Source organism: Pseudarthrobacter sp. NPDC058119, assembly GCF_042884655.1.
Classification (GTDB): domain Bacteria; phylum Actinomycetota; class Actinomycetes; order Actinomycetales; family Micrococcaceae; genus Arthrobacter.
The window spans coordinates 122,452-143,200 of the sequence record NZ_JBHVTN010000002.1 but is presented as its reverse complement, the minus strand read 5'-3'; the positions used below and the strand labels follow the sequence as shown (position 1 = coordinate 143,200).

Annotated in this window: 24 protein-coding genes and 1 pseudogene; 7 read left to right on the top strand and 18 right to left on the bottom strand. The window is 65.0% G+C overall.

Annotation, left to right across the window (positions count from 1 at the left end):
- Positions 1–12 precede the first annotated feature (12 nt).
- The 4 genes and pseudogenes from ACFVTD_RS05690 to ACFVTD_RS05675 form a co-directional block, all read right to left on the bottom strand.
- Positions 13–339, bottom strand: coding sequence for a type II toxin-antitoxin system PemK/MazF family toxin (locus ACFVTD_RS05690; protein ID WP_387559370.1), 327 nt, complete (start codon positions 337–339; stop codon positions 13–15).
- On the bottom strand, positions 336–539 hold the full coding sequence (locus tag ACFVTD_RS05685; protein ID WP_387559367.1) for an antitoxin MazE-like protein: 204 nt from the start codon (positions 537–539) through the stop codon (positions 336–338). The genes ACFVTD_RS05690 and ACFVTD_RS05685 overlap by 4 nt, the downstream gene beginning before the upstream one ends.
- A 135-nt stretch (positions 540–674) precedes the next feature.
- Positions 675–968, bottom strand: a pseudogene (locus ACFVTD_RS05680) (SDR family NAD(P)-dependent oxidoreductase); the annotation flags it as partial.
- Positions 969–1,047: 79 nt separating this feature from the next.
- Positions 1,048–1,707, bottom strand: a complete 660-nt coding sequence (locus tag ACFVTD_RS05675; protein ID WP_387559364.1) for a DUF3841 domain-containing protein — start codon at positions 1,705–1,707, stop codon at positions 1,048–1,050.
- 187 nt (positions 1,708–1,894) lie between these two features.
- Between ACFVTD_RS05675 and ACFVTD_RS05670 the strand changes: the two genes are divergently transcribed.
- From ACFVTD_RS05670 to ACFVTD_RS05650, 5 genes are all read left to right on the top strand, one after another.
- Positions 1,895–2,884, top strand: coding sequence for a 2-keto-3-deoxygluconate permease (locus ACFVTD_RS05670; RefSeq protein WP_387559361.1), 990 nt, complete (start codon positions 1,895–1,897; stop codon positions 2,882–2,884).
- Positions 2,881–4,086, top strand: coding sequence for a four-carbon acid sugar kinase family protein (locus ACFVTD_RS05665; protein WP_387559358.1), 1,206 nt, complete (start codon positions 2,881–2,883; stop codon positions 4,084–4,086). Before ACFVTD_RS05670 ends, ACFVTD_RS05665 begins: the two co-directional genes overlap by 4 nt.
- The gene (pdxA, locus tag ACFVTD_RS05660) at positions 4,086–5,087 is read left to right on the top strand and encodes a 4-hydroxythreonine-4-phosphate dehydrogenase PdxA (protein ID WP_387559355.1); all 1,002 of its coding nucleotides are present in this window, start codon (positions 4,086–4,088) and stop codon (positions 5,085–5,087) included. The genes ACFVTD_RS05665 and pdxA overlap by 1 nt, the downstream gene beginning before the upstream one ends.
- Before the next feature lie 125 nt (positions 5,088–5,212).
- A complete protein-coding gene (locus ACFVTD_RS05655; RefSeq protein ID WP_387559352.1) occupies positions 5,213–5,986 on the top strand; it encodes a DeoR/GlpR family DNA-binding transcription regulator in 774 nt (257 codons plus the stop codon).
- A 60-nt stretch (positions 5,987–6,046) separates the two neighbouring features.
- Positions 6,047–6,349, top strand: a complete 303-nt coding sequence (locus ACFVTD_RS05650; RefSeq protein WP_387559349.1) for a YciI-like protein — start codon at positions 6,047–6,049, stop codon at positions 6,347–6,349.
- A gap of 29 nt (positions 6,350–6,378) precedes the next feature.
- Here the strand turns inward: ACFVTD_RS05650 and ACFVTD_RS05645 are convergent, their stop codons facing one another.
- From ACFVTD_RS05645 to ACFVTD_RS05585, 13 genes are all read right to left on the bottom strand, one after another.
- Positions 6,379–7,143 (bottom strand): ABC transporter permease, encoded by a 765-nt coding sequence (locus ACFVTD_RS05645; protein ID WP_387559347.1) that lies wholly within the window; start codon positions 7,141–7,143, stop codon positions 6,379–6,381.
- On the bottom strand, positions 7,140–7,913 hold the full coding sequence (locus ACFVTD_RS05640) for an ABC transporter ATP-binding protein (protein ID WP_387559344.1): 774 nt from the start codon (positions 7,911–7,913) through the stop codon (positions 7,140–7,142). The genes ACFVTD_RS05645 and ACFVTD_RS05640 overlap by 4 nt, the downstream gene beginning before the upstream one ends.
- 3 nt (positions 7,914–7,916) lie before the next feature.
- On the bottom strand, positions 7,917–8,291 hold the full coding sequence (locus ACFVTD_RS05635; protein WP_387559341.1) for a DUF1048 domain-containing protein: 375 nt from the start codon (positions 8,289–8,291) through the stop codon (positions 7,917–7,919).
- Between the two features lie 2 nt (positions 8,292–8,293).
- A complete protein-coding gene (locus ACFVTD_RS05630) occupies positions 8,294–8,644 on the bottom strand; it encodes a PadR family transcriptional regulator (protein WP_387559338.1) in 351 nt (116 codons plus the stop codon).
- A gap of 284 nt (positions 8,645–8,928) precedes the next feature.
- Complete coding sequence (locus tag ACFVTD_RS05625) at positions 8,929–9,771, bottom strand: class I SAM-dependent methyltransferase (RefSeq protein ID WP_387559335.1); 843 nt, start codon at positions 9,769–9,771, stop codon at positions 8,929–8,931.
- Positions 9,772–9,866: 95 nt separating this feature from the next.
- The gene (locus ACFVTD_RS05620) at positions 9,867–10,142 is read right to left on the bottom strand and encodes a putative quinol monooxygenase (RefSeq protein WP_387559332.1); all 276 of its coding nucleotides are present in this window, start codon (positions 10,140–10,142) and stop codon (positions 9,867–9,869) included.
- A gap of 110 nt (positions 10,143–10,252) precedes the next feature.
- Positions 10,253–11,425 (bottom strand): Gfo/Idh/MocA family protein, encoded by a 1,173-nt coding sequence (locus ACFVTD_RS05615; protein WP_236801395.1) that lies wholly within the window; start codon positions 11,423–11,425, stop codon positions 10,253–10,255.
- A gap of 65 nt (positions 11,426–11,490) precedes the next feature.
- Positions 11,491–12,312 carry a sugar phosphate isomerase/epimerase family protein gene (locus ACFVTD_RS05610; RefSeq protein ID WP_387559329.1) on the bottom strand — a complete coding sequence of 274 codons (822 nt, stop codon included), beginning with the start codon at positions 12,310–12,312 and terminating at the stop codon, positions 11,491–11,493.
- Positions 12,309–13,463, bottom strand: coding sequence for a Gfo/Idh/MocA family protein (locus tag ACFVTD_RS05605; protein WP_387559326.1), 1,155 nt, complete (start codon positions 13,461–13,463; stop codon positions 12,309–12,311). The genes ACFVTD_RS05610 and ACFVTD_RS05605 overlap by 4 nt, the downstream gene beginning before the upstream one ends.
- Positions 13,464–13,468: 5 nt before the next feature.
- Positions 13,469–14,455 (bottom strand): ABC transporter permease, encoded by a 987-nt coding sequence (locus ACFVTD_RS05600; RefSeq protein WP_387559323.1) that lies wholly within the window; start codon positions 14,453–14,455, stop codon positions 13,469–13,471.
- 3 nt (positions 14,456–14,458) lie between these two features.
- Positions 14,459–15,967: a sugar ABC transporter ATP-binding protein gene (locus ACFVTD_RS05595; RefSeq protein WP_387559321.1), complete on the bottom strand. Its 1,509-nt coding sequence runs from the start codon at positions 15,965–15,967 to the stop codon at positions 14,459–14,461.
- Between the two features lie 53 nt (positions 15,968–16,020).
- Positions 16,021–17,181 carry a substrate-binding domain-containing protein gene (locus tag ACFVTD_RS05590; RefSeq protein WP_387559318.1) on the bottom strand — a complete coding sequence of 387 codons (1,161 nt, stop codon included), beginning with the start codon at positions 17,179–17,181 and terminating at the stop codon, positions 16,021–16,023.
- A 45-nt stretch (positions 17,182–17,226) separates the two neighbouring features.
- A complete protein-coding gene (locus ACFVTD_RS05585; RefSeq protein WP_387559316.1) occupies positions 17,227–17,709 on the bottom strand; it encodes a hypothetical protein in 483 nt (160 codons plus the stop codon).
- Positions 17,710–17,925: 216 nt separating this feature from the next.
- Between ACFVTD_RS05585 and ACFVTD_RS05580 the strand changes: the two genes are divergently transcribed.
- Positions 17,926–18,993, top strand: coding sequence for a LacI family DNA-binding transcriptional regulator (locus ACFVTD_RS05580; RefSeq protein WP_387559313.1), 1,068 nt, complete (start codon positions 17,926–17,928; stop codon positions 18,991–18,993).
- 154 nt (positions 18,994–19,147) lie between these two features.
- Complete coding sequence (locus tag ACFVTD_RS05575) at positions 19,148–19,930, top strand: GntR family transcriptional regulator (RefSeq protein ID WP_387559310.1); 783 nt, start codon at positions 19,148–19,150, stop codon at positions 19,928–19,930.
- A gap of 4 nt (positions 19,931–19,934) precedes the next feature.
- Here ACFVTD_RS05575 and ACFVTD_RS05570 read toward each other — a convergent pair whose 3' ends face one another.
- A complete protein-coding gene (locus ACFVTD_RS05570; protein ID WP_387559307.1) occupies positions 19,935–20,669 on the bottom strand; it encodes an IclR family transcriptional regulator in 735 nt (244 codons plus the stop codon).
- Between the last annotated feature and the right edge of the window lie 80 nt (positions 20,670–20,749).

The window sequence follows — 20,749 nt, the reverse complement described above, 5'->3', positions numbered from 1 at the left end:
CCAGCACAGGAGTCAGTGGGCAAGGCCGAGAAACACTGCCAGCGACTGTTCGACGGCCACCATCGTTTCCGAATCAATGCGGCCAATCCTCTGTCCCAGATTGGCACGACGAACCGTGGTGAGTTTGTCGACCATAATTTGGCTGGCCCGGTCCAGGCCGTTTAACTGGCCCGGGTCCAAAGTCAGCCTTAGCAACGGTGCATCGATGAGGTGGGACGTCAAAGGTAAAAGGGTGACTGACTCCGACCCAGCAAAGAGATCATCCTGGATGATCAGTGCCGGTCTCGGCTTCTGCGCATAGGTACCGCCGGATACCGTCCACAATTCGCCGCGGTTCACTCCGGCCAGTCTTCTGAAATTTGCTCAACGAACTCCTGGTCGTCCGTTGCATTATCCGACACCGACACAGCACGTGCCTGGCGTTCGGCCTCACGCTTGAACTCGTCCGTGCGCGCGTCCGGCACCCACATTTGAATCTGGCGGAACCCCCGCTCGCGCATGGCTATCCTGTGCCGCGCAACGCGATCCCTGACGCTCATGGCATCAACGTTACATGTAACGCCCTCCATTGTCAGCGTCTTGGCAAGAGGAGTCGGTGCGCGGGCATTGAGACAGAACCTGCAACAGGTGATGGGGCGTCGCGTGGAAAAGGGGCAGGACGTGATGGGGCGTCGCTAGAGGGAGGCGCCGCCGCAGATCACGTAGTTCTGGCCCGTGATCGACTTGCCGTGCGGGCCCAGCAGGAAGGCGGCCAGGGCGGCCACATCTTCCGGATCCACCAGCGCGCCGAGGGCCGGCAGCTTCACGGGGGTGGCGGCACGGCCGGGGTCGTTGAGCATCGGGGTGTCAGGGGGGCCCGGGGAGAGGACGTTGACCGTAATCCCGCGCGGCGCCAGCTCCTGCGCCCATGTCCGGCCCAGCCCCATCAGCGCAGCCTTCGTAGCCGCGTAGTGGCTCTTCCCCGGAACCTCCGGCGTCGCGGTTCATAGAACCTCCTCAATCGGCCCCTCTCCTCCGGGCAAGAAATGGAGCGCGCTTGGGTGGTCTTTAGCCGAGCCGCACCGCGTAGAGGACGTCTTCGGCTCGGAGGGCGTGCGCGGTTGCCTGCACCACGTCCCACCTGCCGTAGGTTGCCGGGTCGAGGAACTGCTCCCAGCTCCGCTCAAGATCCCTGCGCACATCCTCGGGCCACTCACGGAATTCCTTGTGGAGCACGCCGGCTGCGCGCTTCCGGTCATCGATTTCGCCCCAGATCCGGTCCCGCCGCGCGTCATAGTCCTCGTCGCCCTCACCCGGCAGTTCCAGCACGTGCGGAATGCCGTTGAGGGCGCAATGCCAGTCCCAGTGGTGCGACAGCAAAACCCGCTCCCGCGGGATCCGGCAGGTCAGCAGGACGTCGCCGCGGTGGCGCCTGGAGCTCTCGACCAGGTACTCGCGGGTAATGCGCGCCCAGAACCAGAGGGCCCCGTCGCCGCTGGTGGGGAGGCGGCGGTCCATCTCCCGGAGCATCCAGGCATAGGCGTCGGCGAACAGCGGCTCCGCCCGGCTCGGATCGGGGATGAGTTGCTCTGTGGACAGGAGTTCCTCCAGGGCCTCCTCGGGCTGGAAAGTATGGAGCAGGAGACGGTCGGCGTTCAGGTCGTAGCCCACGCGGCCGGCGGGAACTGCACGGTCCGCGCGGGCACGGGTAACTGGAAAGTTTGGCACGGTCTGAGAGTAAAGCTGCGCACTGACAATAACGACGGCGGCGGGTTGGGTTGGGGCGGCAGGAGTTCAGCTTGCGCGGTCCGCGCAGAATGTCTTGCGCTAATCGCGCAGCAGTGGCTATGATCTACATCATGCTTCGGGCCCGCAACCCGACCTCCCTCTCCCCCACACAACAATGAGGTTGCACATGTCTGTCCCCATCAAAGCCACCATGGAAAAGGTTCCTGGCGGCATGATGCTCATCCCCCTGCTCATCGGCGCCGTGCTTGGCACCTTCGCCCCGGATTCCGCGAAGTTCTTCGGGTCCTTCACCGGCGCGCTCTTCACCGGTGGCACCACGATCCTCGCGGTGTTCTACGTCTGCATGGGCGCCAGCATCGATATCAAGGCCACCCCGTACATCCTGAAAAAGGGCGGCGTGCTCTTCGGCAGCAAGGTCCTCTTCGCCATCATCATCGGCGTCATCGCCGGCCGGTTCATGGGTGAACTTCCCATCGACGGCGGCCTGCTGTCCGGCCTCTCCGTCCTGGCCATCCTCGCGGCCCTGAACGACACCAACGGCGGCATGTACATGGCCCTGATGGGCCAGTACGGCAAGCCCAAGGACGTGGCAGCCTACTCCGTGATGACGCTGGAATCTGGCCCCTTCCTGACCATGGTGACCCTCGGCGTCGCCGGTTTGTCCGCCTTCCCGTGGCAGGCACTGGTGGGCGCCATCATCCCCCTGCTCCTCGGCGCGATCCTCGGTGCCCTGGACCCGGCCATGCGCAAGTTCCTGTCCTCCGCGGCCCCGGTGCTGATTCCTTTCTTCGCCCTGGCCCTGGGCTTCGGCCTGAACCTGGGCCAGGTCCTCAACGCCGGACTGCTCGGCGTGGCCCTGGGCCTGTTCGTGCTCATCGCCGGCGGCGCCGTGCTCTTCTTCGCGGACAAGCTGACCGGCGGCTCGGGCATCGCCGGGCTCGCGGCAGCCACCACGGCAGGCAACGCGGCCACCGTTCCCATGCTGGTGGCCGCCGCCAACCCGGCCTACTCCGCCGCAGCCGGCCCCGCCACCGTGCTGGTGGCAGCCTCCGTGGTGGTCACGGCCATCGGCTGCCCCCTCATGGTCGCTTGGTACGCTAAGCGCCTGAAAGCCAAGCAGCCCGTGGAAACCCCCGAGGTGGCTCCAGCAGTATGAACGCCAACGCAGCCAAGCGCTGGGCAATCATCGCCGACGACCTGACGGGAGCGGCCGATGCGGCCGCAGCCTACGGACCCACCCACAGCAGTTCCGTGATCCTTGACCTGGCCGCCACATGGCCCGAGGCGGACATCCTCTCCGTCAACACGGAGAGCCGCTACCTTTCCGGCGAAGACTCAGCGGCGGCCGTCACCGCCGCCGTCGCACGGGCACTGGATCAGGACCGGCAGGTCTTCAAGAAGATCGACTCGCTGCTCCGCGGCAATGTCGGTGCCGAGGTTGCCGCAGCGCTGGCTGCCATCAGTGACGGCCGCGGCAGGGGCCTGGCCCTGGTGGCCCCCGCCTTCCCGGGCACGGGAAGGACCACGGTTGGCGGCATCGTCCACGTCAACGGTGCGCAGAACGCGCAGGGAAGGTTCGACGGCGACGTCGCGGCTGCGCTTGCCGCCGGGGGTCTTTCAACGGAACTGGTGGGCCGGGAAGCCCACCGCACCCCGGAGGAGTTGGCCGCGCACCTGCGGGACGTGCAGGAACGCGGGAGGGCCGCCGTCGTACTTGACGCAGTGTCCGACGACGACCTCAGGTGCGTCGCGGAAGCTGCCGCCCTGCTGGAATTCCCCGCACTCCTGGTGGGCTCCGGCGGCCTGGCCGGGCACGTTGCCCCTCGTGGGGAAGGGCAGGATGTTCTTCAGGAGCACGCGAGGTGCGTGACACGGACGCTAACCGTGATCGGCAGCTACTCCGGCTTGGCCCGGCAGCAGACGGAGGCGCTGGTCGCAGCGGGTGCCGAGCACATCACGCTGGACCACCAGACGCTCGAGGATCCTGCAGTTGCGCGCGAAGTTGCGGCGGCGATGCTGCGGACGGACGTGGTGTTAACGCCGGATCCCATGGGCGCCGTGGACAAATCGCAGGCGGTGGTGGTGGCGGAGGCGCTGGCACGGGCCACTGCGGCCGGCGTCGAGCACTGCGAGGCGCTGGTCCTAACGGGCGGGGAAACCGCCACGGCCGTCCTAAAGGCACTCGGCGCCGGCAGCTTCACCGTCATCGGGGAGATTGAGCCCGGAGTGGTCGTGAGCCTGCTTCCGGAGCCCCTCCCCCTGCTGGTCACCAAGGCCGGTGCCTTTGGGGACGCCGGCACGCTGGCCAGGACCAAACAGTTTTTCACTAGCACTACGACTGAAATGAGTAGCAAATAATGGGACGCCCGATTGTAGCCATCACCATGGGCGACGCGGCCGGCATTGGCCCGGAGATCATCGTCAAGGCCCTGGCGGACAGCGAACTCCGGTCCAAGGCGCGGATGCTGGTCATCGGCGATCTGCGCCGGATGCAGCTCGCCGCGGACATCGTGTCCAGCCCGCTGACCCTGCGCAAGGTCACCGAACCGTCGGAGGCACTGTTCCAGGAAGGCACCATCGATGTGCTGGACATCCACTGCATCCCGGAGGACCTGGCCTGGGGTGAGCTGTCCGCCGCCGCCGGACACGGCTCGTACCTCTTCATCGAGAAGGCCGTGCAGCTGGCGATGGACCGCCAGGTGGACGCCATCTGCACCGGCCCGCTGAACAAGGCGGCCCTGCACGCGGCCGGGCACAAGTTCCCCGGACACACCGAACTCCTCGCCGAACTGACCGGCACCGAGGAAGTGTCCATGATGCTGACCGCGCCCAAGATGCGCGTCATCCACGTGACCACGCACATCGGCCTCATCGACGCCATCGCCAAGATCAACGGCGACCTGGTCTACCGGACCATCAAGCGCGGGTACGAGCTGCTGCGCACCTCCGGGATCGAAAATCCGCGGATCGCCGTGTGCGCCATCAACCCGCACGCTGGCGAGAACGGCCTGTTCGGCTACGGCGAAGAGGCGGAGAAGATCCAGCCGGGCATCGAGAAGGCCCAGGCGGACGGCATCGACGCGTTCGGCCCGCTGCCCGCGGACACCCTGTTCTTCCTGGCCGGCCGCGGCGACTTCGACCTGGTGGTGGCCCAGTACCACGACCAGGGCCACGGCCCCGTGAAGGTCCTGGGCCTGGAGAACGGCGTCAACATCACCGTGGGGCTCCCCGTGGTGCGGACCTCCGTGGACCACGGCACTGCCTTCGACATCGCCGGCAAGAACATCGCCGACCACGAGTCCCTGCTCGAGGCGCTGCGGCAGGCAGTGGACCTGGCACCGGCCCGCGAAGAAGCCTGAGCACTGGAGTGGTCCCGTTAGTACGGCCGGTCAGCGCTGCTGGCCGGCCGTTGCCGTGAATGGAGGGGGCCGGAACTACCATGGTTAGCACTGCCACCGCCATGCCCACGGGAAGGAGACCGGGAATGCTCAGCGCAAACGCGCGGCGCGAGGAGATCTACCACCTTGCCGTGACCACCGGCCTCGCCTCCGTGGAGGAGCTCTCGGCCAAGTTCGAGGTGACGGCGTCCACCATCCGCCGCGACCTGGCGCTGTTGAATTCCCAGGGCCGGCTTGCCCGCACGTACGGCGGGGCGATGGCGCTGGGCGCGCACCCGGAGGCGTCGCTGCGGCAGCGCACCGGCGAGGCGTTTGAGCAGAAGCATGCGATCGCCCGGTGGGCGGTGTCCGTGATTCAGCCGGGTGAGAACATCCTGCTCGACGCCGGCTCCACGGCGGGTGCGCTGGCGCACGAGCTGCGCGGGTTCGATCGGTTGTCCGTGACGACGCCGGGCATCAATACTTTGCAGGAGTTGGCCGATTCCGCGGGCATCGAGGTGGACTGCCTGGGCGGCCGGCTCCGCGGGGTATCTCAGAGCTTCGTGGGACCGCTGGCCGAGGCTGCGCTGGAGCGCATGAGCTTTGACCGGGTATTCCTGGGCGCCGACGCCGTCACCGCCGAGGACGGCATCTGCGAAGCCGACCACGCCCAGACCCGGCTCAAGGAGCTGATGGCCCGGCGTGGGCGGTCCGTGTACGTTCTGGCCGACTCGTCCAAGCTGGGGCTGCGGCCCTTCCACGCGTGGGCGCGACTCGCATTGCCGTGGACGTTGGTGACGGACGACGGCGCCGACCCCGATGAGTTGCAGAAGTTCCGGGACGCGGGGGTACAGGTTGAGGTGGCTGCGGTTACTGATTAGCGCTTACTGGGTACGCTGCTCCTACAAACAACGAACACCCTGAGCGAAACGGAGACGCGCATGCACGCCGTACTCGAATACACCTACGCCGATGACTACCTTGAAGCCCGCGAACAGTACCGAGCAGACCACCTCAGGGCGGGGTGGGAAGCAGTCGAACGTGGTGAGCTCCTGCTCGGCGGTGCCATCGGCGAAGGCCCCTTCAAGGGGCTGCTGATCTTCGCCGGCGAGAACCCGGTGGAGGCGGCCAAGGCGTTCGCAGCCGCCGACCCCTACGTCATCAACGGCGTGGTGACGGAGTGGACCGCCAGCCCCTGGACCACGGTGCTGGGAAATGAAGCAGCCACGCCGGTCCACCCCTGAAGCCGGTCAACCCCTGAACAGGACAAACGTCAGCTGATCCTCCGGCGGTAGCTGGTGATCGCGAAGGCGTACCCGAGGACCAGGATGCCGACGAGCCAGGCCAGTGCTGTCCAGATGTCGCCGCCGACCGTCTGCTGCGTGAACAGTGCCCGAATGGTGTTCACGATGGCTGTCACGGGCTGGTTTTGCGCGAACCAGGCGACCGGGCCGGGCATCGAGTCGGTGGGTACGAACGCCGAACTGATGAAGGGCAGGAAGATCAGTGGGTAGCTGAATGCACTGGCCCCGTCCACGGTCTTGGCCGAGAGCCCGGCGATCACGGCGATCCACGTCAGCGCAAGGGTGAAGAGGGTCAGCAGGCCCGCAACCCCGAGCCAGGCCGCCACCGATGCCCCGGTACGGAACCCCATGACCAGTGCGACGCCGATGACCACCGCCACCGAGACGATGTTTGCGGCCAGCGACGTGAACACGTGCGCCCAGAGCACGCTGGACCTCGCAATCGGCATGGACTGGAAACGTTCGAAGATGCCGCCCTGCAGATCCAGGAACACCCTGTACGCGGTGTAGGCGATGCCGGACGCAATGGTGATGAGCAGGATTCCTGGGAGCATGTAGTTGACGTAGGACTCGTCGGATCCGGTGTTGATTGCGCCGCCGAACACGTACACGAACAGCAGCATCAGGGCCACTGGGGTGACTGCCGTAGTGATGATCGTGTCGGGGCTGCGGAGGATGTGGCGCAGCGAGCGGACGGTCAGGACGCCGGTGTCGCCGAGTGCATGGGTAGTCATCGGGATTCCTTTCCAACCAGGGCCAGGAACACGTCCTCAAGGGACGGCTGTTTCTCGATGTATTCGACCTTGGCCGGCGGGAGGAGTTGTTTGAGTTCGGCGAGGGTGCCGTTTTGGATGATCGTGCCCTGGTGAAGGATCGCGATCCGGTCGGCCAGGTGCTCCGCCTCGTCGAGGTACTGGGTGGTCAGCAGGACGGTGGTGCCGTGGTTGGCGAGTTGTTTGACGGTCTGCCACACCTCGATGCGCGCCTGCGGGTCGAGCCCGGTGGTTGGCTCGTCCAGGAAGATCACCGGAGGGTTGCCGATCAGGCTCATGGCGATGTCCAGCCTGCGGCGCATGCCGCCCGAATACGTCGACGCCTTGCGGTCGCCGGCTTCGGTGAGCGAAAAGCGGGCGAGCAGGCCGGTGGCGATCGTCGCCGGGTCTTTCAGGTGGCGGAGTTTCGCGATCAGCAGCAGGTTTTCCCGGCCGGTGAGCACTTCATCCACAGCAGCGAACTGACCGGTGAGGCTGATCGATTCGCGCACGTCACCGGGGGCGGCGGTGACGTCGAAACCGTGCACCGTGGCGCTGCCGGCGTCGGATGTGAGCAGCGTGGAAAGGATCCTCACCAGGGTGGTCTTGCCTGCGCCGTTCGAGCCGAGCAGCGCGAAGATGCTTCCCACAGCTACCTCGAAATCGACCCCCTTGAGGACCTGCACGTCCTTGAACGATTTCTCAATGCCCTGCACCCGGATTGCGGGGTCGAGGGCCTGGGCGGGGGCCACGGGTCAACTCCCGTTCCCGCTGTCACCGGCGGCTGCATTGATGGCCTGGCGGAGACGCTCGCGCTCCTTGTCGATCCACTGCTTGCCGGAGTACGCCTGCGCAAACGTCTCAGCGAACTCCACCGGATCCTGGCCAACAATCTCACGCACCGGCGTCCCGTCGATGGCAGCCCGCTCCCAGAGGTCGGCCAGGTCACCGAACATAGTCATGAGCGTGTCCCCGTCGGTGACGCCGCCGTAGTACATGAGGTACCGGTGCATGGCCGTTGCCGCCGTCGCGTACGGTTCGGGAAGGCCCTCGATGCGGGCTTTGTCCTGCTTGTACTGCTTTTTCTGCTCCAGCGAGCCGGTGAGCGACTCGATCCACTTTGCAGCCATGGTCAGGCTCCTTCTTCCTTCGGGTTTTCAGTGTTGTGTTGGAGCTGTTCGATCCGTTCCGCGAGGAAACTCCAGGTCTTCCAGAACTCTGCGAGGTATTCCTGGCCGAGCCCGTTCAGCGAGTACACCTTCCGCGGCGGACCCTTTTCCGACGGGACCTTCTCGACGTCCACCAGGCCGCGCTGTTCAATCCTGACCAGCAGGGCATAGACGGTCCCTTCCACGATGTCGGAGAAACCCTGGTCGCGCAGCCTGGCCGTGATCTCGTAGCCGTACGCCGGCCGCATCGCCAGGATGGCGAGGACGACGCCCTCGAGCGTGCCCTTGAGCATCTCGGTCATTTGCTTGCCCATGGCAACCCTCCCCTGCTATTTGGTATTACTGACTACCGGTACATAGTAAGCACAAGTACCGGTAGTCAGCAATACTAAATAGAGGGGTTTCGGGGAAGGCTCCACCAGGTTCAGAACTTCGGGGCTGCGTGCGCCAATTGCAAACCGCGCCAAGCGTGCCCGGATTCGGGCTCCCAGCCAGCAGCGCCGGATGGAACGACGACGGCGGAAGTACCTGCCGCCGTCGTCCTCCTTCAGCGTGGGCGAACGCCAGGCACTGCCCTGCCCCTGAGGCAGTCCCGCGATCAGGCCGGTTTAACCTTCGCGAGCGTGAAGATGCCGTAGCGCATGGCACCGGTACGGTAGGCCAGGATCAGGCGGGGAATGCCGAGAAACGAGTTGCGGTTGCGTCCACCGAAGGCGAGCCGACGTGTCTCGCGATCGACGAGAACGGCCTTCACGAGCCGGGCGGCGCAAATCAGCCAGGTGCGGGCAACGCGGCGGCTCACATCCTCGTAGCCGGTCACCGCGAAGCCCGCGGCAGTAGCCATTGCCTCGTACTCCTCGCGGGTCCCCATCGACGGTAGCCGCCCCTCGCGGCAGATCGGCTCCAGCAGGTGGCGGACCTGCCAACTACTGGCATCCGTCCCGGCGAGCCACGCGCAGATGACAAAGCGGCCGCCGGGCGCCAGCACGCGGTGCGCCTCGGCGAAGAACAGCGGCTTATCCACCATGTGCTCACTCGACTCGATCGCCCACGCGGCCTTCACCGAGGCGTCGGCCAGCCCGTTGGCGAGCCAGTCGCAGACCAGGACGTCCACGCCGGCGACGGGGTGCGCGACGGCATAGCGGGCCTGCCCAGCGGACAACGTGAAGCCGGTGGCCCGGATCCCCCGTGTCACAGCCAGGCGCCGGGCGGTTGAGCCATAGCCGCAGCCGATGTCGACGCACGCCTGGCCCGGGGTGAGGCCCAGGCGATCGCCGACCGTATCCACCAGCGCCTCGACGGCCTCTTCCGGTGTCTCACGGCCCGTCGCCCACAGCCCGTGGTGGACGTGATCGCCCCACACTCTGCGGTAAATGGGATCCAGCTCGTCGTAGTGGTCCGCGACGGCCACGGCGTTCTGGGAGATATTGGGGACGATCACGGCCTGACACTACAACGGCGCCTCACAGTGAAGGAAGGGAAAGGACGACGGCGGCACTTGCGTCCCGCCGTCGTCCTTCCCCACCTTGGTAGCTATCAGACCAGAGGCGTAATCGGAGATACGGAGAAGGGTACGGCCAGCAGGGACTGCACGCCGTCCACGAAGTCCTTTACGTGGTCTTCTTCGTTGTGGGCCTTCAGGTCCTGGTGGCTGGCCCACCCCTCAAAGAGGATGAACGTATCTGCCCTTTGATCGTCAGAGAAGACGGTGTATTCCAGGCATCCGGCGTCCTTCCGACTTGCAGACTGCAGTCCGAGGAGTGCTTCCTGCAGCGTGGCTTCGTGCCCTGCTTTTGCGGTGAACACTGGCATTAACCAAACTTGCGTTTCGTCGTGGCTGACTGTTGTGTGTGGCATTTTTCGTCCTCTGGTACTTCTGGGCTTGCGGGAGGGGCTGATTCGTCGCCGCCCCTCCCCTTGGGTCATGCGTTGATCTGCGGAACGTCGACCCAGGATTCTTTTGCCGCCGACTCGACAATTGCGTCGTCGATGAGGGCTACCTGGTATCCGTCGGCAAAGTTCGGGCTGACGCTGCCGCCTTCCGCGATGGCCTTGAAGAAGTCGTAGGCCTCGATGATCTTCGTTTCGCCGTATCCGATGCCGAGCGCAGGGATGGGCCACAGAGCATCTCCATGCGGGTGTGCGGGCCCGGTGTAGACGGTGCGGAATCCCCGGCGGTCGGCCTGGTCGGAAGCGAAGCAGACCTGCAGTTCGTCGCGCCGCTCGTAGTTGAAGACGATGCTGCCTTCGGTTCCGTGGATTTCGAAGGTGATGTAGTTGTTCCTGCCGTGGGCGTTGCGGGTTGCTTCCACGGAACCCACGGCACCGTTGGCAAAGCGGATCATGGTCATGACCTCGTCGTCCACGTCGACCTGGCCACGGGGGCCTTCTCCGCCGCGTACCGTGCCGAGCGCGTCAGCACCTCCGGCTTGGAGCGGCCGCTCGGGGATCCAGGTGGACAGGAGGGCGTTGACGGCGCTGAACTCGCCGACAAGGTAGCGGGCCATGTCAATGACGTGCGTTGCGATGTCGCCGAGGGCTCCGGAGCCTGCGATGGATTTCTGGAAGCGCCAGGAGAGCGGGGAGTTGGGGTCGGCGCTCCAGTCCTGCAGGTAGGTGCCCCGGAAGTTGAGGATTTGTCCGATGGCCCCTTCCTCGATGTATTTCTTTGCCAGTGCAACGGCCGGAGTCCGCCGGTAGTTGAAGGCGACCATGTGGACGAGGTTCTTGTCTTTCACTGCGTCGTACATCGCCTTGGATTCTTCGCCCGTACGCGCCAGGGGCTTTTCGCAGATGATGTGCTTGCCCGCTTCGGCGGCGGCGATGGCAATCTCGGCGTGGAGGTGGTTTGGCGTGGCGATGTCGACGACGTGGATGTCCGGATCATCGATGATGCTGCGCCAGTCTGAGGTGGAGTTCTCGAAGCCGAAGCGGCGGGCAGCTTCCGAAGCAAGGTCTTCGGTGGCTTCGGCAATGACTTTTCGGACCGGCATGGCTGGTGCGGGCCAGAAAAACATGGGCATGGCGGCGTAAGCCAGCGAGTGGGCCTTGCCCATGAAGCCGCCTCCAATGAGGCCGACGTTGAGGTTCTGCATGTGAATCGTGTTCCTTCCGGAAGGCAGGGCAGTTGCCGTCTGTGGCAGTCCCCGCGGTTGAAAAATTAGTGAGACAGGAGCTTTTCGAGGTACTTCTTGCTGAGGGCCGCGGCTTCCCGGGGGTCACCGTCGTAGTTGTCGAGTTCGACCATGAGCCAGCTGTCATAGCCGCTCTCGCGGATGGCTGCGATGATGTCGGGGAAGTCGAGCCCGCCCTGTCCAAGCGGCAGGAAATTGAAAGGGTCCTTCTGGAAGTCCTTGAGGTGGACGTGCCGAATCCTGTCGGGGTACTTCCGGATGACTGCGGCCGGGTCCGCTCCGCCGGCTGCAAGGTGCGCCGTGTCCGGGCAGAAGCCGATCCGGGTGAGCGGCATGAGCCTGTCCAGTTCTTCCGGGCTTTCGACAATGGTGCTCAGGTGCGGGTGATAGCTTGCCGACAGGCCGAAGCTTTCCGCAATGTCCGTCACGCTGTCCAGAGCCTCGCCGAGGCGGTGGTAGTCCTCGTCAGTGGTTCCGGCGGCGCGGCGTGCCCCGCCTCCCACTACCAGCCGTTCTGCTCCAAAGTTGGCGGCCAGTTCGGCGGCACGGTGGATCCGGTGCAGCTCGTCGGGAAGGACGTCAGCGTAGATGAAGTTCGCGCCGGTATAGACACTGGTTAGCTCGATGTTGTTGCTGCTGAGGATCTCTTTAAGTTCTTCCGGCTTGTCGGCGTATTCGGCCAGGTTGCCGTCGAACATCTCGACGCCCTGGTAGCCAACGGAGGCGATGTCCTGGACCGCTTGCTGCATGGACCCGTGGGTCATGTAGAAAAGGTCCTTCACGCTGGTCACACCTTGGGGGTGGCCGACGACGCCGCCCCAGGTGATGGAACAGTAACCGAGTTTCATTGCTTCTGCCTTTCAGCTGCCGGGGAAGAGGTGAGTGATCCGATGAGGTTGTCTGTTTGGGGAACCTCGACCCAGGTCTGCTGCGCAGCCGAGGTTACGACTGCATCCGTGATGAGGGCTGCCCGTAGGCCGTCCCGAAAAGTGGGCAGCCCGTCCGGTTCCTGGCCGTGGACGGCCGCATACACGTCCGCGACGAACGCGTTGAAACTGTCCTGGTAACCCTGGGGGTGGCCCGGCGGGAGTTTCGCGTACCGCCGGCCGCCCGGCGTCGTGAGTGTTTGCGGGCCGACCGGGATCTCGGAACTTGAGTCGCTGCGGCCGATATGCAGGGTGTCCGGCCGTTCCTGGTTGAAGCTGAATGACGCTTCGGTTCCATCGAAAGAGAACCAGAGCCGGTTCTTCCTGCCGGGACTGACTTGGCTGACCACCAGGGATCCGGTGGCACCCTTGTCCGTCTCGAACAGGAGCGTTGCGCCGTCCTCGGTGGCAACGGAGGACAACCGGCCGCCGGTTTCGCGTTCGTCGTATGCCCTGCCGGTCTTGGCCACAAGCCTGGTGATTCTGTGTCCGGTGGTGAACTCCATCAGGTCACACCAGTGCACGCCGATGTCACCGAACGCCCTGGAGGCGCCTCCGATCGTTGAATCGACCCGCCAGTTCGTGGCTTCCGCGCCGGCCAGCCAGTCCTGCAGGTAGGAACCGTGCAGGAGCCAAAGGCGGCCCGCGTCGCCGCGGAGGATCCGGTCGTGGGCCTCGCGGACGGCCGGATAAAACCGGTAGACGAAGGGCACGCCCGTGACGACGCCGGCCTGGGCCGCGAGGGCTGTCAGTTCCAGCGCGTCACCAACGTTCGTGGCCAGTGGCTTTTCGCAGATGACTGCCTTTCCTGCCGCAATGGCCTTGCGCGCAAGGTCGGCGTGGGTGGCATTCGGCGTGCAGATGTGGATCACATCCACATCTGCCCGTGCGATCAGTGCTTCAGGCGATTCGGCTGCCGTTCGGGCGCCGAGCGCGGATACTGCGGCTTCGGCCGAAGCCTGGCTGCTCCCGGCGACTGCAATGACTTCACCGCCTGCTGCACGCACGGCATGGGCGTGGACAGAACCCATGAATCCTGTTCCGATAATTCCGGCCTGTAGGTGGGACGTCACGGCTGCTACTTCTTCCTGGCGAGGGCGACGGCCAGGATGATGATCGCGCCGCGGACCACCTGCTGCTGGCTGCTGTCGAGTCCGGCGAGGATCAGCCCGTTGTTGATCAGGCCGATCAACAGGGCGCCGAAGAGGGTGCCGATGATGGAGCCGAACCCGCCGAAGAGGCTGGTTCCGCCCAGAATGACGGCGGCGATGGCGGAGAGTTCGTCTCCCGCTCCCCACTGGAACCGTCCGGACTGCAGGCGGCCGGCGTAGAGCATACCGGCGACGCTTGCCACCATGCCCGAGATGAGGAGCACCTGGAACTTAATGCGCTTGGTATTGATGCCGGTGAACTCCGCGGCGTTGCGGTTGCCTCCTGTGGCCAGGACCTGGCGGCCGAATCTGGTGCGGTTCAGGGCGACGGCGCCGATGGCCACGAAGATGGCACTCCAAACCACCAGGCCCGGAACAGGACCGAAGTTACCGGATCCAAACAGCGTGTTGAACGTGTCGTTCAGGATGGGCTGGGGCGCCGATGCCGTGATCCACTGGGCGACGCCGACGGCGATTCCCAGCATGCCAAGTGTCACCAGGAAGGATGGGATGCCCAGGAGGCTGACGAGGGCACCGTTGATCGATCCGACGACGAGCCCCACAGCGAGGCCGGCGAGGATGCCGGGCACCAGGCCCCACTGGGAGAGTGCCATCGCGGTGCACACACTGGACAGGCCGGCCACGGATCCGACGCTCAGGTCGATTTCCGCGCACGCAATCACGTATGTCATGCCGACGGCGATGACGGTGATGGTGGCGGTCTGCCGGAAGATGTTCAGCAGGTTGTTCGGCGACAGGAAGCCCTGGTCGCGGAGCAGGACGGCGAAGAAGAGGAAGACGACGACGAAGCCGATGTAGATGACGTAGCGCCGCCAGTCGAGTTCCTTGAGGATCGTGCCGAAATTACGGGGCGCCGCGGTGTCCCGTGGCGCGATGGTGTTTGCCTTGCTCACTTTTCAGACTCCCTGCACTGCAAGTTGGAGATACTCCTCGTCAGCAATCTCGCTGCGGGGGATATCGCGGATGATGGAGCCGTCCTTAAGGACGAGGACGCGGTCGCTGACCGCGAGTAGTTCGGGGTACTCGGAGGAGATGACAATGACGGCCTTGCCGGCACTTGCCAGCCCACGGATCATGTCCAGGATTTCGCTTTTGGTGCCGATGTCGACGCCGGCCGTCGGCTCGTCAAGGATCAGGATGTCCGGATCCGTGCCCAGCCACTTGGCGATGACCACTTTCTGCTGGTTACCGCCCGAGAGAAGCCGCACCGGGCGGTGGGGATGGGCTACCTTCACTGCGAACCTCTGGATCAGTGACGAGGACAATTCCTTCCCCTTCGCACCGTCAAGGAGGGGTCCCCGCTGGATCTGCCCGAGGAGGGGAAGCAGCAGGTTGTCCTGGACGGAGTGCTCCAAGACCAATCCCTGGGCCCTCCGGTCTTCCGGGATCAGGGCAATGCCCGCGTTGATGGCCTGCTGCGGCGAGCCAAGGTTGACCCTTTCGCCCCGCAGGAGGACCTCACCGCTGTCCAGCTTGTCAATGCCAAAGAGCGCACGGGCGAGCTCGGTTCGCCCGCTGCCCATCAGCCCTGCCAGGCCGAGGATTTCGCCAGGCCGGAGCGCGAACGAAACGTCCCGCACCCGCTGCCCCGCATTCAGCCCGCGGACTTCCAGCAGGGGCGCCCCGTCATGGGCCACATGGTCACGCGCACGATACGAAAGCTGGCCCTCGATCTTCTTGCCGACGATGCCCTCCACGATCTGTTCGGGAGTGACGTCCGTCAGCGGCGCGGTAAGGAGGTGGCGGCCGTCGCGGAGGATGGTGATCCGGTCCGCGAGCCTGTACACCTCGTCCATGCGGTGGGAGATGTAGATGATTGAGATGCCACGCTGTTTGAGGCGGTCGATCAGTTCGAAGAGCGCTTCGGACTCATGCCGGGCAAGGCTGGCGGTGGGCTCATCCATGATGAGCACCTGGGCATTCTGGGCGAGTGCCTTGGCGATCTCCGTCAGCTGCCAGTATGCGGTGCCGAGCCGTGAGACGCCGGCGCGCGGATCGACGTCGACCTCCATCTCGCTGAAGACTTCCCTGGCCCGGCGCACCGCAGCACGGTCGTCGATGAGCCCGCCCTTGCCGAGCGGTTCGGCGGCGAGGAAAATGTTCTGCGCAACGGTCAGGCTCGGTACCAGGCTGAACTCCTGGAAGACCATTCCGATCCCGGCGGCCTTCGCGTCCTGGATCGAGTTGATGGCGGTCGGCTTGCCTCCGATATGGATTGTGCCGGCGTCCGCCTGGTAGACGCCCTGAAGGATTTTCATGAGCGTGGACTTCCCGGCGCCGTTACCGCCCGCCAGCGCATGGACCTCACCCTTGCGGACATCGAAACTGACGTCCTTCAATACGGGAACGCCATTGAAGCTCTTGGAAACCGAGCGCATTTCGACGACATTGTCTGCGGTATTCATCATTGCCCTTTCGGCGCGGTGCGGGGGCGGACCCCCGCACCGCCGGTTCTTGCCTACTTCTTGTAGGAGTCCTGGATGTCCTTCGGGGCATCCTCGTGGTAGACCTGCTTCCACGCATCCAGGACGTTGGAGTGGTCAACCGGAAGGGCGCTCAGCGCCACATAAGCGGGTGCTTTCTTGCCGATGAGCGCCCCTGCGGCCAGCCGCGCTTCCGTGACACCCTGGTCGAACGGAACCTGCGCTCCAAGGCCGACGACGAGTTCGTCCTTGGCAAGGGCAATCGCCACGTTCTTGCCAAGGTCTTCCGTGGCGATCTTCAGGTCAGGCCGGCCGGCGGCCCGGGCGGCGGCCATGACGCCTTCTGCAGGAACATCCCAGACCGCCCAGATTCCGGACAGGTCAGCGTACTTGCTGAGCATTGCGTTCGCAGCAGCCTGGGCATCCCCAGCGAAGTCCGGACCGGCAATTCCCTTTTCCTCGACAATCTTGATATCCGGGTATTCCTTCGTAATCGTTTCCTTGAATCCCTGGTAGCGCTGCTTGGTCACGAAGAAATCGGCCTGGTGGAAGACAAGCCCGATCTTCCCCTTGCCACCGAGCGCTTTAGCCATCTGGTGGGCGGAGACGACGCCGTTGCCGTAGTTGTCGGCAGAAACAACCGAGACATAGTCCTGGCCGGCCGTCAGTCCCTGGGGGACGTTGTCCATGAAGACGAGCTTGGTGCCGGCAGCCGCGGCCTTCTTGTAGGCGGATGACGTAGCCACAGGATCGGTGGGGATCGAGACGATGACGTTCGGGTTCTGCGACATGACCGTCTCGATGTCCGAGACCTGCTTGTCCGGCTTGAAGTTCGCGTCGGTGGTGGCGATGACTTTGATGCCGAGCTTTTCAAACTCGGACTTGAGGCCATTGATCTGGGCGTTGGCCCAGTCGTTGCCGCCGTAGTGCATCACAATGGCTGCCTTGGCGTTGAGCGCCTTGACCTTTTGAATCTCGTCAGGCGTGAGGTCTGCTGCGGACGCCGCGGAGGGCGTCTCGCCGTTGGGCCCCTTACTCAGGACCTGTCCCTTGATCTGGTCGAGGGCCTGCTGGGCCTTGCTGGACACACCAGCGTCGGGCGCGTTGGACGTGGCCGTGCTCGAACTGCTGCAGGACGCGACGGAAAGGGACAGGACTGCGGCAACGGCCACGAGTGGAAGCCTGCGGATCATCATTGTTCTCCAGTGCTTGGGGTGGGTGGGGTGGATGCCTGGGGTGGTTCAGGCGAGGGCTATGGCCAGGGCCGGCGGAACCGGGGACAGGACGAGGCCGCCGGAGGCCGACGCTGTGCGGATGGCGGCGGCCTTGTCCGAAGCTTCCAGCAGCGCCTCTGCGTGCATTTTGTCGACGAAGAAGCCCAGCGAACACGGTCCGTGGTGGGCTTGAACCCACTTCACGGCCTCGTTGGCTGCCTTCGTCATGTCACCGCCCGCTTCCCGGACCGGGCCGGGAATAGTGGACGCTGACGCGGGTTTGCCAGAGTCGTCGACGGAGACGACCAGGCTTGCCCAAAGACGGTCATCATCGAAGACTCCGACGACCGCCGAAGATCCGGCAGAGACAAAGGTGCGGACAGCGGCTGCCAGATCGCCGGGCGCCGCATCCTTCAGGAGCACTTCGAGATTTGCCCATTGGGTTTGGTCGACATCCCGAAGTCCGGCGTTCGGAGAGAGCGCGAGTGCGTAGACGATCTGGTCGGGCATCGCGCTCCTTTTCTTCATTGAAATGGGTGGTTGCGTAAACGTTCACGAAAGCTTCGTAAACGTTTACGGACCTCATCGTAAACGTTTACGGTGATACGTGTCAACGGTCACATGGACAGCAGCCATTTCAACGGATGCGGGACTACGGGCCGACGTAAGATCGAAAGGCACGGAACCCGAAAGGTTCACACCATGACGTGCAAGACAGGAGTGAGCATGGCAGGCACAACTGTTCCCCGTGAGGCGAACGGGAAACTCCCGGATGCATCACGGCGCCGGAAGCCCACCATCAACGATGTGGCGGGCATCGCCGGCGTCTCCTTCGGCACAGTCTCGCGGGTACTCAATGACGCACCGGACGTGAGTGCGGCAACGCGGCAACGTGTCCTGCAGGTGATCAAGGACATCGGGTACCGCAGGAACCGGGCAGCCACGGCACTGGTCACCAGCCGGTCCACCTCCATCGGCATACTCTCCGACGGGTCCCCGCGGTTCGGCCCGGTGGGGACGCTCATGGCCCTGGAGAATGTGGCACGCAGGAAGGGTTACGCCACAACCGTCATCAGCGTTGAGCGGCCCTACGGAGAGTCGGTTCAGGCCGCCCTGGACACCCTGGACGATACCGGCGTGGGAGGAATCATCGTCATCGCCCCGGTGGTGGAGATGGCAGCAGCCGTGTGGAACGCCTCGTGCCGAGTCCCGGTGGAGATGATCGCAGCAGGCGCATCATCGACTCCCAACGTCTTCACATACTCGGAGAACCAGGAGTTGGGCGCACGGCTGGCCACCCAGCACCTGATAGACCTGGGCCACACCGACATCGCCCACTTCGGCGGCTCCACGGACTGGTTCGACGGCCGGGTCCGGAAACGCGGGTGGGAGGCGGCGCTTCGCGACGCCGGGCTTACACCAGGGCTGTACCTCGAAGGCGATTGGAGCCCGCGGTGGGCTTATGAGACCGCCCTCCAGCTCGTCCGGGAGCAAAAGGTGCCGCAGGCGATCTTCGCAGCCAGCGACCATACGGCTCTCGGGCTGATAAGGGCCTTCGCGGAAAATGGAATCAGGGTGCCGGCTGACGTGAGCGTGGTCGGTTTCGACGACATCGAAGGCTCCGACTACTTCCTGCCTCCCCTGACCACCGTCCGCCAGGACTTCACGGCCTTGGCGCACATGAGCATGGAAGTGCTCCTTGGCGCCATGGACGGGCGGGAGGTGGACCGCACCCCGATCGCGCCCACCCTTGTTGTCCGCGACAGCGCCCGCCAGGCCACCTCGCACAAGTAGGACGGGGACGACGGCGGCACTTGCGCCCCGCCGTCGTCCTCCACACGCACTGGTACCAGCAGCGCTAAGACCTGCATACGCCGCTTGTCCAACAAACGCATCAGACGCTGAAGTAGGCTGGAATCCCCACACCAACCAAAGAGCGAAGCAAAACGTGCACCAGGACGCCGCCCGGTTCCTGTCCCAGCCGGTGGCCGCCCAGCCCGGCTCACCCCTGCGCGTGGCGGTGTACTCGCGCATCGCCGAAGCCATCCGCAACGGCCTCCTCACCCCCGGCTCCATGATCCCCACCGAAACCGAACTCGGCGCGGACATGAAAGTCAGCCGCACCGTGGTCCGCGAAGCCCTCATGCTCCTCGAGGAGGACGGGCTGATCAGGGCGCGGCGCGGCGTCGGACGCTTCGTCTCGGACACGCTCCCCCGCATCGGCATCGAACGCATCCGCCCGTTCGAGGAAGTCCTCGCCGGCCCCGGCCAAACGCTCGAGGTCAAACGCACCCAAACCATCCGCCAGGCCGCGTCCGAATTCGTCGCCCCCGGCATCGGCGTCGAGCCCGGCACCGAATGCTGGCTCTGGGAATCCGTCCTCATCCGCGACGGCGAGGCCATCGCCCACCTGCAGGAAAACGTCACCGCCCAGCCCGTCAGCGTCGGCAAGGACGCCGCCGCGCCCCTGGAGATAGAGGACGACGGCGGCGCCACCTTGCTTGCCACGCTCAACAACCAGCTGGGCCGGCTGGCGGGTCCGGGCGAGTGCCAGATCAGCCTCAGCCAGGTGGGCCCCAGCCGCGCGAAGCTGCTGGACCTGCGTCCAACGGACCCGGTCCTCGTGCTCACCCAGTACGTCCGGCACGGCAACCGGCCCTTCTACCTGGCCAAGTGCCTCATCGCCGCCCGGGCCGGGCACCTCTCGGTGATGCAGCAGTTCCAGTCCTAACCGGTCACCCGGCGGCTTGGCTGCTGTCGTACCCCAGTGCACGGCTGGCTTCCAGCCCGGCACGGGCCACCACCGGCCCAAGCCGCTCAACGTCGGCGGGACCGATGCGCTGGGTTGGGAATCCGAGGCCCACCGCGCAGGCAAGCCGGCCGGCGTGGTCGAACACGGGGGCACTGATGGAGCCCACGTCCTGGTTGCGTTCCCCGAAGGCTGCAAAATACCCCTGCTTGCGGGCAACGGCCGCCTGCTCCCGCAGCATCTCCAGGGATACCGGGGTTTCGGGGGTAAAGCCCTCGAGTCCGTGCTGGTCCAAGGCATCCCAGGCTCCGGGGTCGAATGCCAGGAAAATCTTGCCGGGGGCGCCTGCATGGAGTGGCATGACCATGCCCACCATGAACGGCCGCATCACCACGTGCCGGGTCTCGGCCACGGCGACGATGGTCCGGAAGGCCCCGTCCCGGACGTACAGGCACGCAGTTTCGCCGGTTTCGTCGCGCAGCTGCTGCAGGACCGGTTTCACCAGCTTCACCACGTCCAGTCCGAACGTCCCGGGGGTAGCCCAGCGGACCAGTCCGATCCCGATCCGGTATCGGTCGCCGTCGCGGTCCAGGAATCCTTCACGGAGCATGTTCTGGACCAACCGCTGGCAGGTGCTGGACGGCAGTCCCGTCTTGCGGATGATCTGCTGCAGCGTCGGCTCGGGCTCCTCCACTGAGAAACAGTCCAGAATCTCTGCCACTTTGTGCAGGACCAACAGGGGGGAAGCGCCAGCTCCCGGTTCCTTCACCACTGCCTAAAACGCCCCTTCAGTCTTTCTGT

Coding starts and splice junctions, on each gene's coding strand:
- ACFVTD_RS05685 (WP_387559367.1), bottom strand. CDS start 539: ATGAGCGTCAGGGATCGCGTTGCGCGGCACAGGATAGCCATGCGCGAG.
- ACFVTD_RS05670 (WP_387559361.1), top strand. CDS start 1,895: ATGTCTGTCCCCATCAAAGCCACCATGGAAAAGGTTCCTGGCGGCATG.
- ACFVTD_RS05665 (WP_387559358.1), top strand. CDS start 2,881: ATGAACGCCAACGCAGCCAAGCGCTGGGCAATCATCGCCGACGACCTG.
- pdxA (WP_387559355.1), top strand. CDS start 4,086: ATGGGACGCCCGATTGTAGCCATCACCATGGGCGACGCGGCCGGCATT.
- ACFVTD_RS05655 (WP_387559352.1), top strand. CDS start 5,213: ATGCTCAGCGCAAACGCGCGGCGCGAGGAGATCTACCACCTTGCCGTG.
- ACFVTD_RS05650 (WP_387559349.1), top strand. CDS start 6,047: ATGCACGCCGTACTCGAATACACCTACGCCGATGACTACCTTGAAGCC.
- ACFVTD_RS05645 (WP_387559347.1), bottom strand. CDS start 7,143: ATGACTACCCATGCACTCGGCGACACCGGCGTCCTGACCGTCCGCTCG.
- ACFVTD_RS05635 (WP_387559341.1), bottom strand. CDS start 8,291: ATGGCTGCAAAGTGGATCGAGTCGCTCACCGGCTCGCTGGAGCAGAAA.
- ACFVTD_RS05630 (WP_387559338.1), bottom strand. CDS start 8,644: ATGGGCAAGCAAATGACCGAGATGCTCAAGGGCACGCTCGAGGGCGTC.
- ACFVTD_RS05620 (WP_387559332.1), bottom strand. CDS start 10,142: ATGCCAGTGTTCACCGCAAAAGCAGGGCACGAAGCCACGCTGCAGGAA.
- ACFVTD_RS05615 (WP_236801395.1), bottom strand. CDS start 11,425: ATGCAGAACCTCAACGTCGGCCTCATTGGAGGCGGCTTCATGGGCAAG.
- ACFVTD_RS05610 (WP_387559329.1), bottom strand. CDS start 12,312: ATGAAACTCGGTTACTGTTCCATCACCTGGGGCGGCGTCGTCGGCCAC.
- ACFVTD_RS05595 (WP_387559321.1), bottom strand. CDS start 15,967: ATGAATACCGCAGACAATGTCGTCGAAATGCGCTCGGTTTCCAAGAGC.
- ACFVTD_RS05590 (WP_387559318.1), bottom strand. CDS start 17,181: ATGATGATCCGCAGGCTTCCACTCGTGGCCGTTGCCGCAGTCCTGTCC.
- ACFVTD_RS05585 (WP_387559316.1), bottom strand. CDS start 17,709: ATGCCCGACCAGATCGTCTACGCACTCGCGCTCTCTCCGAACGCCGGA.
- ACFVTD_RS05580 (WP_387559313.1), top strand. CDS start 17,926: ATGGCAGGCACAACTGTTCCCCGTGAGGCGAACGGGAAACTCCCGGAT.